Source organism: Bradyrhizobium septentrionale (assembly GCF_011516645.4).
Lineage (GTDB): Bacteria > Pseudomonadota > Alphaproteobacteria > Rhizobiales > Xanthobacteraceae > Bradyrhizobium > Bradyrhizobium septentrionale.
Genome location: NZ_CP088285.1, coordinates 216,165 through 233,409 on the forward strand (window position 1 = coordinate 216,165; position 17,245 = coordinate 233,409).

19 protein-coding genes are annotated in these 17,245 nt (G+C 63.4%); 6 read left to right on the forward strand and 13 right to left on the reverse strand.

Annotated elements, in window-relative coordinates:
- The first annotated feature begins 47 nt into the window (after positions 1 to 47).
- Positions 48 to 890, forward strand: coding sequence for a GNAT family N-acetyltransferase (locus HAP48_RS02950; RefSeq protein ID WP_166214880.1), 843 nt, complete (start codon positions 48 to 50; stop codon positions 888 to 890).
- A gap of 90 nt (positions 891 to 980) precedes the next feature.
- Positions 981 to 1,920 (forward strand): IS630 family transposase gene (locus HAP48_RS02955; RefSeq protein ID WP_420869839.1). Its coding sequence is split into 2 segments (ribosomal slippage): positions 981 to 1,316 and positions 1,318 to 1,920, totalling 939 coding nucleotides; the frame shifts between segments, so codons are not numbered across the junction.
- Positions 1,921 to 2,212: 292 nt separating this feature from the next.
- Here the strand turns inward: HAP48_RS02955 and HAP48_RS02960 are convergent.
- On the reverse strand, positions 2,213 to 4,882 hold the full coding sequence (locus tag HAP48_RS02960; protein WP_166214878.1) for a flavin-containing monooxygenase: 2,670 nt from the start codon (positions 4,880 to 4,882) through the stop codon (positions 2,213 to 2,215).
- A 404-nt stretch (positions 4,883 to 5,286) separates the two neighbouring features.
- On the opposite strand from HAP48_RS02960, the gene HAP48_RS02965 reads away from it, so the two are divergent.
- Both HAP48_RS02965 and HAP48_RS02970 read left to right on the forward strand, forming a co-directional pair.
- Positions 5,287 to 5,775, forward strand: a complete 489-nt coding sequence (locus HAP48_RS02965) for a peptidase associated/transthyretin-like domain-containing protein (RefSeq protein ID WP_166214876.1) — start codon at positions 5,287 to 5,289, stop codon at positions 5,773 to 5,775.
- 20 nt (positions 5,776 to 5,795) lie between these two features.
- Positions 5,796 to 6,425, forward strand: a complete 630-nt coding sequence (locus HAP48_RS02970; RefSeq protein ID WP_029078935.1) for a ferric reductase-like transmembrane domain-containing protein — start codon at positions 5,796 to 5,798, stop codon at positions 6,423 to 6,425.
- A gap of 63 nt (positions 6,426 to 6,488) precedes the next feature.
- Here HAP48_RS02970 and HAP48_RS02975 read toward each other — a convergent pair whose 3' ends face one another.
- Both HAP48_RS02975 and HAP48_RS02980 read right to left on the reverse strand, forming a co-directional pair.
- Positions 6,489 to 7,193, reverse strand: a complete 705-nt coding sequence (locus tag HAP48_RS02975; protein WP_029078936.1) for an SDR family oxidoreductase — start codon at positions 7,191 to 7,193, stop codon at positions 6,489 to 6,491.
- A 90-nt stretch (positions 7,194 to 7,283) separates the two neighbouring features.
- Positions 7,284 to 7,478 (reverse strand): hypothetical protein, encoded by a 195-nt coding sequence (locus HAP48_RS02980; protein ID WP_166214874.1) that lies wholly within the window; start codon positions 7,476 to 7,478, stop codon positions 7,284 to 7,286.
- Positions 7,479 to 7,697: 219 nt separating this feature from the next.
- On the opposite strand from HAP48_RS02980, the gene HAP48_RS02985 reads away from it, so the two are divergent.
- Complete coding sequence (locus tag HAP48_RS02985; RefSeq protein WP_166214872.1) at positions 7,698 to 8,516, forward strand: ABC transporter substrate-binding protein; 819 nt, start codon at positions 7,698 to 7,700, stop codon at positions 8,514 to 8,516.
- On the opposite strand, the gene HAP48_RS02990 is transcribed toward HAP48_RS02985, so the two are convergent.
- The 10 genes from HAP48_RS02990 to HAP48_RS03035 form a co-directional block, all read right to left on the reverse strand.
- Positions 8,490 to 9,188 (reverse strand): ABC transporter permease, encoded by a 699-nt coding sequence (locus HAP48_RS02990; protein WP_166214870.1) that lies wholly within the window; start codon positions 9,186 to 9,188, stop codon positions 8,490 to 8,492. The two genes, HAP48_RS02985 and HAP48_RS02990, sit on opposite strands and share 27 nt — an antisense overlap.
- Positions 9,189 to 9,245: 57 nt before the next feature.
- Positions 9,246 to 9,629: a response regulator gene (locus HAP48_RS02995; protein ID WP_050403215.1), complete on the reverse strand. Its 384-nt coding sequence runs from the start codon at positions 9,627 to 9,629 to the stop codon at positions 9,246 to 9,248.
- Positions 9,630 to 9,742: 113 nt separating this feature from the next.
- Positions 9,743 to 10,960 (reverse strand): extensin-like domain-containing protein, encoded by a 1,218-nt coding sequence (locus HAP48_RS03000; RefSeq protein ID WP_166214868.1) that lies wholly within the window; start codon positions 10,958 to 10,960, stop codon positions 9,743 to 9,745.
- Between the two features lie 819 nt (positions 10,961 to 11,779).
- A complete protein-coding gene (locus HAP48_RS03005) occupies positions 11,780 to 12,397 on the reverse strand; it encodes an imm11 family protein (protein WP_166216962.1) in 618 nt (205 codons plus the stop codon).
- A gap of 42 nt (positions 12,398 to 12,439) precedes the next feature.
- Positions 12,440 to 13,084 (reverse strand): imm11 family protein, encoded by a 645-nt coding sequence (locus HAP48_RS03010; RefSeq protein WP_166214866.1) that lies wholly within the window; start codon positions 13,082 to 13,084, stop codon positions 12,440 to 12,442.
- A gap of 51 nt (positions 13,085 to 13,135) precedes the next feature.
- Positions 13,136 to 13,732, reverse strand: a complete 597-nt coding sequence (locus HAP48_RS03015; RefSeq protein ID WP_166214864.1) for an imm11 family protein — start codon at positions 13,730 to 13,732, stop codon at positions 13,136 to 13,138.
- Between the two features lie 58 nt (positions 13,733 to 13,790).
- On the reverse strand, positions 13,791 to 14,384 hold the full coding sequence (locus HAP48_RS03020) for an imm11 family protein (RefSeq protein ID WP_166214862.1): 594 nt from the start codon (positions 14,382 to 14,384) through the stop codon (positions 13,791 to 13,793).
- Between the two features lie 91 nt (positions 14,385 to 14,475).
- Positions 14,476 to 15,087, reverse strand: a complete 612-nt coding sequence (locus tag HAP48_RS03025) for an imm11 family protein (protein WP_166214860.1) — start codon at positions 15,085 to 15,087, stop codon at positions 14,476 to 14,478.
- A gap of 2 nt (positions 15,088 to 15,089) precedes the next feature.
- The gene (locus tag HAP48_RS03030) at positions 15,090 to 15,707 is read right to left on the reverse strand and encodes an imm11 family protein (RefSeq protein WP_166214858.1); all 618 of its coding nucleotides are present in this window, start codon (positions 15,705 to 15,707) and stop codon (positions 15,090 to 15,092) included.
- A gap of 137 nt (positions 15,708 to 15,844) precedes the next feature.
- Positions 15,845 to 16,189: a hypothetical protein gene (locus HAP48_RS03035; protein WP_166214856.1), complete on the reverse strand. Its 345-nt coding sequence runs from the start codon at positions 16,187 to 16,189 to the stop codon at positions 15,845 to 15,847.
- Between the two features lie 210 nt (positions 16,190 to 16,399).
- Here HAP48_RS03035 and HAP48_RS03040 point away from each other — a divergent pair, with 210 nt between their 5' ends.
- On the forward strand, positions 16,400 to 17,086 hold the full coding sequence (locus HAP48_RS03040; RefSeq protein WP_166214854.1) for a DUF2147 domain-containing protein: 687 nt from the start codon (positions 16,400 to 16,402) through the stop codon (positions 17,084 to 17,086).
- Positions 17,087 to 17,245: the final 159 nt, after the last annotated feature.

Genomic DNA, 17,245 nt, shown 5'->3' on the forward strand with positions numbered 1-17,245 from the left:
AAGCAACGGGTTCGATGCATGACTCCACGCCGATGGGATACTGTTCGATGAGCGAGCTGAGCATCCGGCATATGCGGCCAGACGAGATCGCGCTCGCGGTGGACTGGGCCGCGGCGGAGGGATGGAATCCCGGCCTCGCCGATGCCGCGTGCTTTGCCGCCGAGGACCCGCAGGGGTTTTTCATCGGCGAGCTCGACGGGCGGCCTGCCGCGGTGATCTCCTGCGTCAATTACGGGGCGCAGTTTACTTTCCTCGGCTTCTACATCGTGCGTCCGGATCTGCGCGGCCAAGGCCATGGCCTGAGGATATGGAATGCGGCCATCGCGCATGCGCATCCACGCGTGATCGGGCTCGACGGCGTGGTGGCGCAGCAGGCGAACTACCAAAAATCCGGCTTCGCGCTCGCTTACGCCAATGTGCGCTATGGCGGCACGGTTGCCGCGCCGCCGGCGCCGAACGCCGACATCGTCGCGCTGGCCGATGTGCCGGCGGCGCTGATCGAGGCCGATGACGCCACGGTGTTTCCGGCGCCGCGTCCGGCCTTCCTGCGCGCCTGGATCAATACATCAGGGCATCTCGGGCGCGCGCTGATGCGCAACGGCAGACTGGCCGGCTGGGGCGTGATCCGCCCGTGCCGCACTGGCCGCAAGATCGGTCCGCTTGTCGCCGATGACCGCGCTGGCGCCGAGACCATCCTGTCGGCATTGCTTGCAAGCGCCGGCAGTGGCGAGATCTTCCTCGATGTCCCCGCCGTCAACCGCGACGCCGTCGCATTGGCGGAAGGCCTCAGGCTCTCGCCGGTGTTCGAGACCGCGCGAATGTATACCGGCGCGATCCCGCCCTTGCGGATCGATCGCGTGTTCGGCGTCACGACGTTCGAGTTGGGCTAGAGCGGGATGGGGTTAGGTTGAATCGATTTGGGATTCCCAAATCGGTGTGTTTCTGATTCACCATGCTGACTGGGTTGGAGGCCAGCATGGATGGGCAAGCCTTATTCTCTGGATCTTCGCAAGCGAGTCGTGTCGGCGATCGAGGGCGGGATGTCTCGCAATCAGGCGGCCAAGCAGTTTGGGGTCGCGATCAGCACCGCAATCGGTTGGATGCAGCGGGTCGAGGAGACCGGCAGCGTTGAGCCTGGCCAGATGGGCGGTCATAAGCCGAGGGCGGTTTCGGGAGACCACGCGGCTTGGCTGTCGCAGCGGATCAAGGACGGCGATTTCACTATACGGGGGCTCGTTGCCGAGCTTGCTGGACGCGGCCTGAAGGTCGACTATCACTCGGTGTGGGACTTCGTGCATGCCGAGAAGCTAAGCTTCAAAAAAAAGCGTGGCGGCTGGCGAACGGGATCGACCCGCGGTCGCGCGGCGGCGAGCCCAGTGGACAAAATATCAAGGGCGCGTCGAAGCTGAGCGGCTCGTCTTCATCGACGAGACATGGACCAGAACCGATATGGCGCCTTTGCGTGGATGGGCACCGCGCGGGCACAGACTTCCTGCCACGGTTCCCCACGGTCGCTGGAAGACCATGACCTTCCTGGCGGCCCTGCGCCATGACCGGATCGATGCGCCATGGTTCATCGAGGGGCCGATCGATGGCGTGAGCTTTCGCACCTATGTCGAGAAGGTTCTTCTGCCTGTCCTTCGACCCGGCGATATCGTCGTCTTGGATAACCTCGGTAGCCACAGGAGCAAAGCAGTTCGCCAACTCATCCGTTCGGTCGGCGCCAAACTCTTCTTCCTGCCCAAATACTCGCCCGACCTGAACCCGATCGAACAGGTCTTTGCCAAGCTCAAGCATCTGCTCCGCAAAGCTGCCGCGCGAACCGTCGACGCGGTCTGCGCCGCAATCGGCCACGCACTCGACGCCTTCACCCCCGAGGAATGCGCCAATTACCTGAAAAATTCAGGCTATCGAACTTAATGCCATCACGCTTTAGCGCGAGATAAGACTGGGTCGAATAGTGACGCCGCTGCGCTCCCTCTCCCCGTTCTTACGGGGAGAGGGTCGGGGTGAGGGGCTCTTTCCGCATGCACGGCGACAGACAGATTCATGGAGACTCCCCCTCACCCGGAACGCATCTAACGATGCGTTCCGACCTCTCCCCGCACGCGGGGCGAGGTGAAGCGGAGTCCGCAGCTCGATTCGAAGTAACGTCATCCCGCTCTGGCGCTTCGGTCCGGGTTGAGAACCGAAGCGCCGCAAGACTCCCAGTCTAGTTCGCCGCCGCGTTGATCTGCGGCGCGGCACTGCCCTGCTCGATCTCCTCGGACAGTCCGGCGAAGCGGCGCAGCGCCTGCGCCATCTTCGCGCGGCCGCTGACGCCGGTGATGATGACGTCGACCATCACGAACGACGAGTGGAAGTGGCCGTGCCCCTTGAGCTGCTCGACCTTGACGCCGGCCTTGGCGAGCGCGTCGCCATAGGCGATGCCCTCGTCGCGCAGCGGATCGAACTCCGCGGTCGCGATGAACGCCGGCGGCAGGCCGTCGAGCTTGCCGCGCAACGGCGCGACGCGCGGATCGGTGCGGTCGGCGGGCGAGCAGTACAGGTCCCAGAACCAGTACATCAGCCCGCGGGTCAGGAAGTAGCCGGCCGCGTTGTCGACATAGGACTGCCGATCGAAGGAGGAGTCGGTGACCGGGCAGATCAGCAATTGCCCCGCGATCTCGGGCCCGCCGCGATCGCGTGCGAGCTGGCAGGTGACGGCCGCGATGTTGCCGCCGGCGCTCCAGCCCGCGACCAGCACCGGCCCTGCCCTGCCGCCGAGCTCGGCGGTGTGGGCCGCGATCCAGCGCGCTGCCGCATAGCCGTCCTCGGCCGCCGCCGGGAAGCGATGCTCGGGTGCGTGGCGATAACCGACGCTGACGATGATCATGCCGGTGCGCCGGCACAGGTCGCGGCAGAACGGATCGTCGGACAGCTCGTCGCCGAGCACCCAGCCGCCGCCGTGGAAATAGACCACGACCGGATGCGGCCCCGGCGTCTTCGGCCGATAGAGCTTGTAGGGCAGCGGACCGTCGGCGCCCTGCAACATGCCGGTGCCGACCTCGCCGACGGGACGGCCGGCAGGACGGCCCTTGTTGAACTCGGTCAGGAAGTCGCGCGCGCCCTGCGCACCCATGGTCTCGATCGGCGGCAGGTTCATCTCTGCCAGCATGCCGAGCACCAGCCGCACGTCCGGCTGCAGCCGCACCACCTCGCCGTCATTGCACTGCTCGGCGACGCCGGGACCTGACAGCTTGAAGCCGAGCATGCCGCGGCCGACCACCTCGTTGCAGATGCTGCGATACGGGCCGACGCCGCCGGTATAGGGCATCACGCCCTGCGGCTTGCCGGGCACGTTGGCGCCCGTGTACCAGGTGTTGGCGAGCCGGTGCAGCGTCAGCGTCGCGCAGTCGGCCATGTGCCGCTCCCAGCCGGCCTGCGCGGTCTCGGTTGCTTCCATCGTGGTGAAGCCGGCGTCGCGCAACGCGGCGATCCGCTCGACCACCCAATCGACATGCTGCTCGATCGACACCGCCATGTTCGACAGCACCGACGGGCTGCCGGGGCCGGTGATCATGAACAGATTGGGGAAGCCCGCCACGGTGACGCCGAGATAGGTCTGCGGTCCGTGCGCCCAGACATCCGACAGCGACTTGCCGCCGCGGCCGGAGATCGGATGCACCGCCATGATCGCGCCGGTCATCGCGTCGAAGCCGGTCGCGAACACGATGACGTCGACATCGAAGCTGCGCCTGTCGGTCGAGATGCCGTTGGCCGTGATCGCCTTGATCGGCTCCTGCCGCAGATTGACCAGCGTCACGTTCGGACGGTTGTAGGTCGCATAGTAGTTGGTATCGAGACAGGGACGCTTGGCGCCGAACGGATGATCGTGCGGGGCCAGCGCCGCGGCGATCTCCGGATCCTTGACCACGGCGCCGATCTTCTCGCGGATCAAGTCGGCAACCACCTTGTTGCCGTCGACATCGACGGCCTGATCGGCCCACAGCTGGGTCAGGATATGGACGAGGTCGCCCGCCGCCCACGCCTTCTCGAAACGCTCGCGGCGTTCGGCATCGCTCAACTGCCAGCTCACCACGGTCTGCTGCGGATAAGGCACGCCGGCCATCGACCAGCGCGCCTGCTCGCGATAGGCCGCGCGGTCGCTCTCGAAGTACGTTTTGCGATCCTCCGGCGCCGGACCGTTGCCGGCGGGCAATGCGAAGTTCGGCGTGCGCTGGAACACGGTGAGCTGCGCGGCCTGTTCGGCGATCAGCGGAATAGACTGAATGGCCGACGATCCGGTGCCGATCACGGCAACGCGCTTGCCCTTGAGATCGACGCCCTGATGCGGCCAGCGGCCGGTGAAATAGATCTGGCCCTTGAAATCCTTGACGCCGTCGATCTCCGGCGGCTTCGGCGCCGACAGGCAGCCGGTCGCCATGATGTAGTAGCGGCACGAGACATTGGCGCCGTTGTTGGTCGAGATCTGCCAGCGCGCGGTCGCATCATTCCAGGTCGCCTGCGTCACCTTGGTGCCGAAGCGGATATCGCGGCGCAGATCATAGCGGTCGGCGACGAAGCCGAGATAGCGCAGGATTTCCGGCTGGGTCGCGTATTTCTCCGACCAGGTCCAGGCCTGATCGAGCTCGGGATCGAAGGTGTAGCTGTAGTCGATGGTCTGGATATCGCAGCGCGCGCCGGGATACCGGTTCCAGTACCAGGTGCCGCCGACGTCGGCGCCCTCTTCGAGCGCGACCGCCGAGAAGCCCGCCTTGCGCAGCCGATGCAGCAGATAAAGACCGGCGAAACCGGCGCCGACGACCGCGACGTCGACTTGCTGCGTGGTTCCGCTGTGAGTGGAGTCCGAAGCGCGTGCTGCAACTGCTGCGTCTGGCATGCCATTCCTCCCGTATGTTTTGATTTGACGGAAGGCTAGCCCTGCGCTTTCAGTTTGTCATCACGACAAACGCAATCAGAGGTCGCCGCAATTGTGACGCGCGCGGCCTGAAGCGAAACGCGCAGCGCGTAGACGCAAGTGGTGTTGTTGCGGGTCCAAGCACTCGGGTCTAAGCACATGAGTGAAGGTCGACGCCGCATCCCGCCATTGCGAGCGAACCGCAGCATTCCGCCGCACCGCATATAAGGACGCATGGATTGCCTCGCCAACGGCGCGGGTTGAGCGGCCGGCGCCCATTCACAACTCTGCGACCGACCGCGCCCTTCGCCTCCCCCAACTGGGCACCTCGCGCTTGTTGTTGTACCCTGAGCGGAGCAACTGCACGGTCGCCAGGAGGAATTTACATGACCACCGTCGTGTTCAACCGTCGCAACCTCCTCGCCGCTGGCGGCTCCGTCCTGGCAACCGGAGTTGCCGGGCTCCTGTTGCCCGCCCGCGCGGAAGGCCTCGCACCGACCGATTCGATGTTGGGCGGGTCGAACAACTACCGCAAGGGCGCGGCGATCGTGGACCGGATCGGCAAGGGCGGCTTCTGGATGAGCGGCACCGTACGCCGCGCCGGCGACGGGGCTCCACTCGCCGGGCAGCGCATCCAGATTTGGGCGCACACGACCGAAGGGCAGGAGCACGAGCCGCAGAGTCATGGAGCCACGCTCACCGACAAGGACGGGGCGTTCCGTCTCGAGATGCCACAGATCATTCCCATCTTTGGCCAACCGCATGGTCACCTCGCCTATGACAGCGGTGAATTCAAAACCGTCTTCCTGCGTCCCATCATGCGGAGCGCAAAAGATACCAGCCTGGAGGCGCACTTCGTCCTTCAGCCGGCCTGACCGGGTTGGGATCAAAAAGGATGAGATTGGCCCGGGTAACCCTGATCTGGGCCGCTCTTGGAGCCGCCGTTTGCGTGCCGATCGCCGCTGCAGCGGCGAGCCCGCTGCTCGCATGGCGCGGTCCGATCTACATCCTGGCCGGATTCGCAGGAATTATCGCACTGGGTCTTGTGCTCGTTCAGCCTTTACTGATTGGCGGCTACCTGCCGGGACTGGCGGCTTATCGTGGACGGCGTGCACATCACTGGATCGGAGGCACGCTGGTCGTGGCGGTGCTGGTCCACGTCGGGGGCCTTTGGATCACCAGTCCGCCGGACATGATTGACGCCCTTCTCTTCTCATCGCCGACGCCGTTTTCGCCGTGGGGTGTGATCGCCATGTGGGCAATCTTCGCCGTCGCGCTTTTGGCGGCACTGCGTCGGCGATTGGGACTGCGACCGCGAACGTGGCGCATTGCTCACATGTCCCTTGCGGTGGTCATCGTCGCAGGGAGTGTGGTCCATGGCATGCTGGTCGAGGGGACGATGGAGACGGTGTCGAAGGCGGCCCTTTGCGCACTGGTCCTCGGCGCGACCATAAAAGTCATGGCTGACTTGCGGGTGTGGCGAAAGCGAGCGACGTCGCGCGCGGAGAGGATTGTGCGACAGTAGACCAGGCGGAATTGATAGCGATACGGATCATCGGAACGTATTCCGAGTTGGGTCACTTGAGCCTCAAATCGACCGCATCAGGCCACCATCGACGCGGATGTTCTGGCCGGTGATGTAGGCCGCGCCGTCGGAGACGAGAAACGCGATGGTTGCGGCAATCTCCTCCGCCTTGCCGTAGCGCTTCATCGGCACGCTGTCGCGGCGCTCGTCGGTTGCCGGCAAGCTGTCGATCCAGCCCGGCAACACATTGTTCATGCGGACATTGTCGGCCGCATAGCTGTCGGTGAACAGTTTTGTGAACGCGGCAAGCCCGGCGCGGAACACCGCCGAGGTCGGAAACATCGCGCTCGGCTCGAATGCCCAGGCGGTGGAGATGTTGACGATCGTGCCGGATTTTTGCGCCTGCATGACCGGTGCGACGAGACGCGTCGGGCGGATCACGTTCATCAGATAGACGTCGAGCCCGGTGTGCCACTGCTCATCAGTCAGCTCCAGCACGCCCGCACGCGGGCCGTGGCCGGCGCTGTTGACCAGGGCATCGATGCGGCCCCAGCGCGCCATCACGCCGTCGACGGTGCGCTTCAGATCATCGTTCGAACGGTTGGAGCCGGTGAAGCCAATGCCGCCGAGTTCGCCGGCCAGCGCCTCGCCCTTGCCCGATGACGACAGGATCGCGACGCGAAAGCCATCGGCGGCAAGCCGCCGTGCCGCCGCCGCGCCCATGCCGCTGCCGCCTGCGGTGACGAGTGCGACCTTCTCCAAAGCCATGACCTGATATCCCTGTGATGACGAACCTGGCGCAAGGTCTATCATCAGGGATCGCGCGGCGCGACACCCGGTCTGCCGCGCAGTATCGCACTATTTGCGGAATACCTGCTTTGAGCAGGCTTCGAACCGGGCGACCGGCCGGTCCATCTGCCACAGCTCGACATCATGGTGATCGACAAGACGGCTGGCCGATGTGACGGCCTGGTCGTCGTCGCTGCAATCCAGGTTGACCACGCCGATGGATCGGCTGTGCGGTCCGACAATATAGGCGCGATATGCTGTCATCTCTGCCTCCATGTTCTGCGCGCGCTCTGTTGGCGGGCTTGCGCGTCCGAAAAGTGGACAAGAGGACGTATGAATTCGAGGGGGAATGCCCCGGTTTTGTGTAAAGACGGAATAGGCGCCGCCAGTTCACAGGGGATCGCGCGGCGTCTCCGGCCCGCGTTGCGTCACCGAATCAATTGACGCATGGTGACCGTCGGCCCTCCATCCTATCCTGACCGCATGACATCCCTCCTCCGATACCTCGTCATCGCTGCCGTGCTGCTGGTCGCCGGTCCCACGCTGGCGCAGACGCCCTCCATCGTCGTTGCCTCTACGACATCGACCGAGCAATCCGGCCTGTTCGGCTATCTCTTGCCGCGCTTCACGCAGGCGTCGGGCATTGCCGTGAAGGCGGTCGCGGTCGGCACCGGCCAGGCGCTCGACATCGGACGGCGCGGCGATGCGGATGTCGTGTTCGTGCACGATCGCGTGGCCGAGGAGAAATTCCTGGCCGAGGGCTTTGCGACCAAACGGCATGACGTGATGTACAACGACTTCGTCATCGTCGGCCCGAAGGCCGATCCGGCGCACATTGCCGGCGACAAGGATGTCGCGGACGCCTTGCGCAAGATCGCCGCGACGAAATCCGCCTTCATCTCGCGCGGCGACCACTCCGGGACGCATGAGGCCGAGTTGCGGCTCTGGAAGGATGCCGGTGTCGATCTCGGTTCCGCGAAGGGCCAGTGGTATCGCGAGATCGGCCAGGGCATGGGTCCGGCGCTCAACATGGCGTCGGCGTCGAATGCCTATGTGCTGTCAGACCGCGGCACCTGGCTGTCATTCAAGAATCGCGGCGAGCTCGCCGTGCTGACCGAAGGCGATAAGCGACTGTTCAATCAGTACGGCGTGATGCTGGTCAATCCGGCGAAGCATCCGACGGTGAAGGCGGGGGACGGACAAGCCTTTATCGACTGGCTGGTCTCGCAGGCTGGGCAGTCGGCCATCGCCGGCTACAAGGTCGGCGGCGAGCAGCTATTTTTCCCCAACGCCGCGCACTAGCAGAAACGCGATCGTGCTGACACTGACGCTCAGCGCAAGCAGGATCACACCAAGGCCGAGACCGAGCGCCAGTTCCCCCTTGCTGGTTTCCAGCGCGATCGCCGTCGTCATCGTTCGCGTATAGCCGCTGATATTGCCGCCCACGATGATGATGGCGCCGACCTCCGCGATGGCGCGGCCGAAGGCGGCGAGGAATGCGGTGAGAAGCGAGGCGCTGCCGAGCGAGAACAGCAGCGCAAGGCTGCGCAGGCGGGACAGGCCGTCGGTGCGTATCAGGTCGGCATATTCCGCCCACAGCAGCGCGACCGGACGATGCACCAGCGCGACCACGATCGGCGTGGCCAGGATGACCTGCGCCACCACCATCGCCGTCGGCGTGAACAACAGGCCGGCGAAGCCAAGCGGTCCCGAACGCGACAGCAGGAGATATAGCCCGAGCCCGACCACGACCGGCGGCAGGCCGAGACAGGCATTGGCGAGCACGATCACCACCTGCCGTCCGCGAAACCTTGATATCGCAAGCCAGCCGCCGATCGGCGCACCGATCAGAAGCGCGAGCAGGCTCGCCAGCAAGCTGACGCGCAACGACAATGCGACGATCCCGAGCAGCACCGGATCGCGACTGGCGATCAGTGACGCTGCCGCCGTGATCGACTGTGCGAAGTCATTCATGCCGGCCTTGCCCCGCCGAAGGTCCGCATCGCCAGTTGTGGGGGAGCGGTCAATCGCTCAAGCCGGCGCGCCGTTCTTGAGCAGCTTCGTCACGGCCGCGACCAGTTCGTCGGGCGAGAACGGCTTGTTCAGGAGCACGCTGTCCGGCACGCCACGGGTCGGCCACTCGTCGCCGCCGCCGCCGGTGATGTAGAGCACCGGGAATGACGGATCGATCTCGCGGGCCCCGCGCGCCACGCGCCAGCCGTCGAGCCGGCCAAGCAGGCGGATGTCGGTGACCAGGGCACTGTATTTGGTTCGGAACGCCTTCAGCAGCGTCAGAGCTTCCTCGCCCGAGCCTGCGATCGCCGGCTCATAGCCGCCGTCCCTCAGGGCGTCCTCTACCATCATCTGAAGATCACGATCGTCTTCGATGACGAGAATGATCGGCACGTCTTGCAAAGCAATCCCCCAGTAACCAGCCGGCTGCGCCCAGCTGAACGAGCATATGCAGCAAATAGTGGCTACCGTTTGCACGGCATCCCCAGTAAAAATACGGAGTATCAGACGCGTCCCTATTCGTCGGCGAATTCGTCTTCTTCGTTGACCCCCGCTTTACCCCGCGGAGCCGGCTTTCTGCCGCCGAGCGATCCTGTGACATAAGGTTCGCGCGTTGCATAGGGGTTACGGCCGCCGGCGCGTGCCGCGACCTCCTCGCCGGAGACGGCGGCCGGCTGGCAGATCAGGCGCCGGCTCGCCCGGCGCATCAGATCCACATGGATGTGGTCGTAGTGATAGACGTTGGAGCCTGGCGCCAGCACGGTGGTGAATTGCTGGCACGCGGCGGCCTGGATGTCGCGCAGGAAGCCCTGCTCTTCCGGCAGGCCCTTCCAGCCATCCTTCACGGTGATGCGGCGGCCGTCGGCGAGCGTGAAGGCTGCGATATCGAGCGCATTGCCGAACGCGTGCTCGGAAATATGCGCGTGCGAATTGCCGTTCATGCCGCGGCAGGAATAGGCCGAGATCTGCTTGATCTCGACGACGCGCGCGCCGAACCAGCGCTGCGCCGCCGGCTGCACGGAATCGGCGAGCCAGCGCTCGAGCACCGAGACGATCGGGCACGCCAGCGTCGCCGCCGGCTTCACTGCGACCGGACCGACCGTCCCGACCGGGTTGCCACCTGACGGACCGAGCCGTGGCGGCGGCGCCGCCGCGCCGGGCGGCTGCTGCGAATACGGCGCCGGCGAGTAAGGCGCGGCCGCACTGTCGCGCCGCTGATTCGACGGCAGGCCCGGATAATAGGGTCGCTCGCCGCTGGCGTCGGGCGAGCCGTCAGGCGGCAGGTCGATCTCGTCCTGTTGCTGCGGAACGCCGGGCGCCGACAGCGAGACCGGCCCGTTCGGCTGGCTACCGTAGCTCGGCTGGCCGACCGCTTGATCGGAGTATGGCGCCTGCGCGGGCGGCGGGGGCTGCCGGTTGATCGGCCAGCGCGGCTGGTTGCCGATCGCGGCCGGCGGACGCAGGCTGTCGTCGGCAAATCCGTAAGCCGAACTGGCTTCGCCGAGGGCGCCGACCTTGAGCGGGAACTCGGCGCCGCAGGCGCCGGGCCCGGAGATCGGATCGATACGGACGAGGTCGGCGCTTTCCTTGACCGCGCCGGATTTCAGGCAAGCGGCCTCGGCCTCGGCCCGCCACGGCTCGCGCTCTGCGGTCTGAAACAGACCGCGGCCGCAACCAGCAAGCGACACAAGGACAAGGGAGCCGACGAGATACAAACGAACTCCACGCGTCATGGCGCGGAGGTTCTGCGAATTTGATTAAAGACTCTTCAACGCAATACGACGCGTTGATTTCAACGCTCCTTAACCATGCGTTGGAACTCGGCAGAGCAACGCCTGCCCTGCCAGAGATCGATCATCTCGATCACCAGGTGCAGCGAACGACACCCTCGCCGCCATAGGACGACGTGACGTCGAGAGCCCGCTTTCGAAGGTCAGCAACCGCCCGGAAGGCCCCGCAGGCACTGTCAGGTTCAGAGGTCCCCGGAAAATATTTGAGGACGCTTCAACGCGTTGATTCGACGCCGTTTTGATCCGGGTACCGCAATGCGGCATTGCCAGGGAAGTGCGGGCCGGACAGCAACGCTGACTTTTTCGACCAGGAACCGATTGCTAGCTTCAGCGTTAATGCGGGCAGCGTTGTGAACCAAGGGAGCACCCCCCAATGGATTTCGCGAGTCCTCTGCTGAGCAAGCTGAGCATTGTGGCCGCGTACATCGCGTTCGCCTTCGTCGGCGCCATCATTCTCGGCGTGTTCTAGGACATTCGACTTGGCATTGAGTTCAGCGCCCGGTGGCCACCCCGCCGGGCGCTTTACGTTTTTATCAACACACACCCGCCCCGTCATCCTGATGAGGTGCGAGCTCTTGCGAGCCTCGAAGGATGCACGGCCACAATCGGGCCGTCGATCCTTCGAGACGGCCGCTGTGCGGCCTCCACGGGATGACGGATCAGGATGACGGGTCAAGAATTCGAGCAGCTCGATCCGGTGCTGCCGCCGTTCGTGAAATCATGGCAGACCAGGCCGCGATTGTCGGGTCGCGTCCGGTCGAATTATTTTTGGATCGGCTTGAATTCGAAGCCACGGATTTTGTCGGCCTTCAAGGCCGCCACGATGACGTCATCCACAATCAACGTGCTTTTGGCATAGGTCAGGCGGAACGCGTGCGCTGCGCCGACGGCCTCCGGCCTCATCCTGACATCGATCAGAGCCCGATAGTTCTTGATGCCCGGGATGTTGTCATAATAGTTGATGACTGAGAGTTCCTCATCGATGCAGTCAAGCGTCCGCATGATGTAGACAAACCAGAAATCGGGACCAGGATTCGGCGCATCGCCGTAGTCGACCTCGACCTTGTGGAATACGAAAGCTTCCGGATCGAGCTTTTCGAACAAGACCTTCAGGCGATCCGAAATCAGCCAAATGCTAAGCGTGACTGGTTCCGCATCCAGGAATGCGGAACTGATGCGCTTACGCTCGAATCTGAACTGCGGCGGCTCGGAGAAATGCAACCCGCGAAAGGCCTGTTCTGGCCGCGGAAAGAAGCCCTTCATCTGCTCCTTCTTGTTCACCCATTTAGGATACTTCGACTTACTGGCGACCTTGAAATCGACCTCAATCGAGTAATAACTCCGCGCTCCCTGAGCCGCGCGCTTGCCCCGATCGGTCATCAAACTCTCCCGTGACAATTCCGAGCGCTGCACCAAGCAGAATCAATATCCGAGGTAATTTGCCGCATCTCTGAACCGGATGCCTTTCAGACCCGATTTCTTGCAGGCGTCCCTCAACTCCTGATCGCAGATGATCTGCGGCGTCAGAAATTGCAGCCGAAAGATATGCGCGGCTCGAACAACGTCACCTCTGAAAATAAGGCTGGCACCCCCAAGAAGACTGTAGCCCTTCCAGGGCCGCCCTTCATAATCTCTACGACTTATCTTGACGCGAGATGCGCCCTCATCGACCGCATCCAGAACGCGCAAGACATCGCAGAGCCAATAGTCAGGTCTATCTGTCCCATCACAATTCCGAACTGCGCATTTGACACAGGCGATTCCGGCGGGATCCACTGCCTCAAGCACTTGCTTTAGACGGTCCGACACCAGCCAGTATTCGTGGTACATCTCCAGGTCTCGAGGGGGGCGACCGAGGGACCCTGCAATCAAGACACGGGGCGGCTCGTCGAAATCTGCAAAGCCGCGCTCGCCAACAGGCGGACCGAGGACTCTCCGTCCGCAGAGCAGGGCCGCCAAATTCTGGACCTCAAAGCCCGCTCCGCCGCCCTTCGTAATGTCTGGACCCATGAGATAGAATTTCCGTGCTCTGGTCTTCGCACGCTTCTCGGCTGTTGGAATGGTCATGTCCGAACTTGCCCTGCCGTGTCTGCCGGTATGCGCTTCAACCATGACGAGCTAGTACCCCAGCTTTCGGGCCACGAGTTGCCCTGAAAACCTCGCGTTCAGCGCTTCCCAAGTTTCGTCGCGCAGGAAGACGTGCTTCTTGCTCGCGAAGAAATTTACGGTCGGGCGATCCAGATCGGCCTCGCGCCAGATCGGCGGCGTCTCCGGCCTCACCGCTTTGAACTTGACCGACGGGTCCGCGATCCCAGCCTTGAGGGCGCGGCTCTCCCTGCCATCCGCTGGACGTACGATGCGCGGGGCGGTCAGGCTTAGATCCCAGTCGATCAGCTGCGCGCGCGGCAACACGTCGAAGAGAAAGAAGCCTCGGCCAACCAGCAGATTCTCCGACGCCTTTAGGTTCAATGGAAAAAACGCGACACGGCCCGGCACCAGTTCCTCCAGTGCGGCGCGTGCTCGCTCCGAGACGAAAAGCAGGCCGTCGTTAGCATGGCAGATATCAGGTAGTGCGACCCTGCCTTTGACCGTCGTCTCCGCCGGAACGTCTTCGTGCGCCAGCGTGACGCCATGGACCTGTTTGTCCAACAATTCTGACGGCAAGCCGGGACTGCGTATCCAGGTGTATGGCTTCGGTTCAAGCAAATAGACCATGCCCCACCCTCCGATTGCGTCGCCAGGCTCGGTCCCAAACATTCCGCATGGTCCCCTCCTAAGCGAACTTCCTGGCCACGAGTTGGCCTGGAAACCTTGCGTTCAGAGCTTCCCATGTTTCGTCGCGCAGGAAGACGTGCTTCTTGCTGACAAAGAAATTCACGGTCGGGCGATCCAGATCGGCCTCGCGCCAGATCGGCGGCGTCTCCGGCCTCTCCGCTTTGAACTTGACCGACGGGTCGGTGATCATAGACCCGAGGGCGCGGCTCTCCCTGCCATCCGCTGCACGTACCAGGCGCGGACCGGTCGGGCTTGAATCCCAGTCGATGAGCTGCGCACGCGGCAACACATCGAAGAAGAAATAGGCTTCGGCCGACCGCATGCGCGTCGGCACCTTCAGACTGATCGGAAAGAACGCGACACAGCCCGGCGTCAACTCCTCGAGCGCTGCCCGACCGCGGTCGGAGACAAAACGGAAGCCGTCTCCCGCGCTGCCGAAATCCGGCAATTCAAACCGGCCTTCGAGCTTCTTCTCCGCCGGGACGTCGCCGGGTTGCAGCGCGATGCCATCGATCTGTTTGCGCAGCAAATCCCCCAGGACTCCCGCAGTGCGCATCCAGCGGCGTGGCACAGGTTCAAGCAGATAGACCATGCCTATTCCCATCCCACGATTGCGTTGCCAAATTCGGTCTCCAGCGCTCCACGTTGCCGTCCTCTCCCGTCGGCCGCTTCCCGATCCAAGCTCACTTGTTGAAACAAGCCTTGAACGTCGCTCCCTTCATGCCGGCTTGCTTGCAGGCATCCTTGAGACGCTGGTCGCAAAAGATTTCAACGGAGTATGGCGTGGAAAAAACGTAAGCCTCGCCGACCGCCGTTTCATTGAATACGAGTGATTCCCTGACCAGCAGGAATGCGCGGTAAGGATGTTTGCGGATGTCGTCCAAGGTACTTGGGCCAAAGGCTTCGAGAACGCGCACGACGTCGCACAGCCAATAGCTCGGCCCCGGTGATCCATTCGCCAGTCGAACCTCGCAGGCCTGGAACGCGAAAGCCTCCGGATCGAGGTCTTCGAACAAAATCTTCAGGCGATCGGATATCAGCCAGTACGAATGAAAGATTTCGATATCGGTGGGTGGGGCCGCCTTCTTGCCGAGCTTGCCGATCACGATGCGCGGCACCTCCGGATAGGCCGGAAAACCGCGCTTTCCCTTTGGCGGTGCAAGGGCTCCCGCGCTTCCGCGCAGAACAGCCAGATTCTCGACCTCGAAATCGGGCGGCTTTCCCGCAAAATTGCAGGTCATTATATAAAACTTGCGCGCCCTATTTCGCTCGGGCATTCCCGCTCCGTGGTCCAATCTCACTCCTTGAAACAAGGTGTGAACATCGCTCCCCTGATGCCAGCCTGCTTGCAGGCATCCTTGACGCTTTGATCGGCGAAGATGTTGACAGCGTGCGGCGTGCAAAAGACGCGGGCGCTGCCGATGGCTTCGTCGTCGAAAACGAGGGAAGTATTGCCAAGAAGGCCGCGATATCGATGCTTCCGAAGTTCGTCAGACGTCCTTTGGTCAAAAGCCTCGATAACGCGGACGACGTCGCACAGCCAATAGATCGGCCCCGCTGACCCATCCGCCAGTCGGACATCACACGTGAGAAAGACGAAGGCGTCCGGATCGAGTTCTTCAAACAGCCGTTTGAGAGGATCAGAAACCAGCCAATACGAATGAAAGAGCTCGAAGTCGCGGGGCGGAGACGCCTTCCTGCCAAGCTTACCGATCACGACGCGCGGCACCTCCGGATAGGCCGGAAAGCCCCTCCTTCCTTTTGGCGGCGCAAGCGCACCCTGACCCCCACGCAGAACGGCCAGATTCTCGACTTCGAAATCCGCCGGCCTCTCTCCAAAACGCTCGTTCAGGATATAGAACTTGCGCGCCTTCGGCTTTCGCTCCTTCGGTGCTTTCTGATTGTCGTTGTGCATCGCTGGACGTCGTATTCGCTCATAAGTAGAACATCAACGACTGCCCGATTTTGCAAACAAAACCGATCAATCATTTGTAATTTTCCTTGTCTTGGAAACAGATTGTTACTCGCGCGGCGAGCCGCAATGACGGTGGCTCAAAAATTCGAGCAGCTCGATCCGGTGATGCCGCCGATCGTGAAGTCGTGGCAGACCAGACCGGGATTGTCGGGATCGGGATAACCGTCGTCGCGGCGGCGCGGCTCGCGGATGGTTCGGCTGAAGCGCCAGCCGCGGGCGCGCATGCAGCTCTTGTATCGCCGCGACGTCGGCGTGCCGTTCTGCGGTGCGCCGAACTGCGCATCGCAGAATGCGGTGTCGACATGCAGCGCGTCGTCGCCGCGCCGCTGCTTCAACATGTTGGTGTAGATGTCGTTGTCGGCATGGGCGGCGACGGCGCTACAAGCGACAAGCAGCAGCGCGACCAGGCTCAAGCGTTTCATGTTTGCCTCCATCGCTTGCGGAAGAGCGTTGACCTCCATCGGTCGCGCGCGACGAAGCCTCAGGTTCGATGGCATTCGGTTACAAATTGGACAGCCGCGTAGTCAGGAGCGCGGCTCGCCCTACGTGACATCGATCACGGAAGCCGGCGCCGACAGCGGGTAGCGTCCGGATCAATCAAACCCCGCCGCCCAACGCCCACGGAGACTGTCATGAAAACGTTCGTTGCGATCGCCGCGCTGCTGATGGCCACCACATCAGCCCATGCCGGCGGCTCCGGCATCACGTTCCAGATCGACGGCCAGCGCATCCATGTCGAGGCGCCGCGCAATTGCAGCGCGCTGTCCTGCATCCGCATCTCGGCGCCGGGCTATAACGGCACCATCGGCAACATCAATCTTCTCGGCTCGAAGTCCAACGATGACGACGATGTGGCGTCGTCGGACGCGCCGCAGCCGGTGCCGGCCGCGCCGGTTGCAACGGTGTTCGCGCCTTCAGCGCCTCCTCCCGCCCCGTCAACGGCGGTTGCGACGGCAGCCCCTGCGCCGGTCGAAGCCGCGCCCGCACCGGCCCCGGTCGCGGCACAGCCCGCTCCCATTGCCGCCGCCCCGGCACCGACCGGACCGGTCGGCGTCTGGGTCACCGAAGAGAACAAGGGCAATGTCCGCGTCGAAGCCTGCGGCGCCAATCTGTGCGGCTATTCGGTGAAGACCAACGAACGCATCCTGATCAACATGAAGCCCAACGGCAGCAAATGGAGCGGCCGCATCCACGATCCCGACTCCGGCCGCGACTACGACTCGACGATCGCGATGCAGGGCTCGAATGCGATACGCGTGCAGGGCTGCGCCTTCGGCGGCATGTTCTGCGGCGGCCAGACCTGGAAGCGGGTCAGCTAGGCCGTCGCAATTGGAGATCCCTCCGGTGTCCGCTGCCGCGCAACCGGCTGGCGGACATCGGATTTTGAACATCCGCCCTCGCGCCTTATCACGGCTCGTACCCATCCCTTCATGCGGATCGCCCGAAGCGCTATAAGAACAGCTTGTCGAGGGTGAATT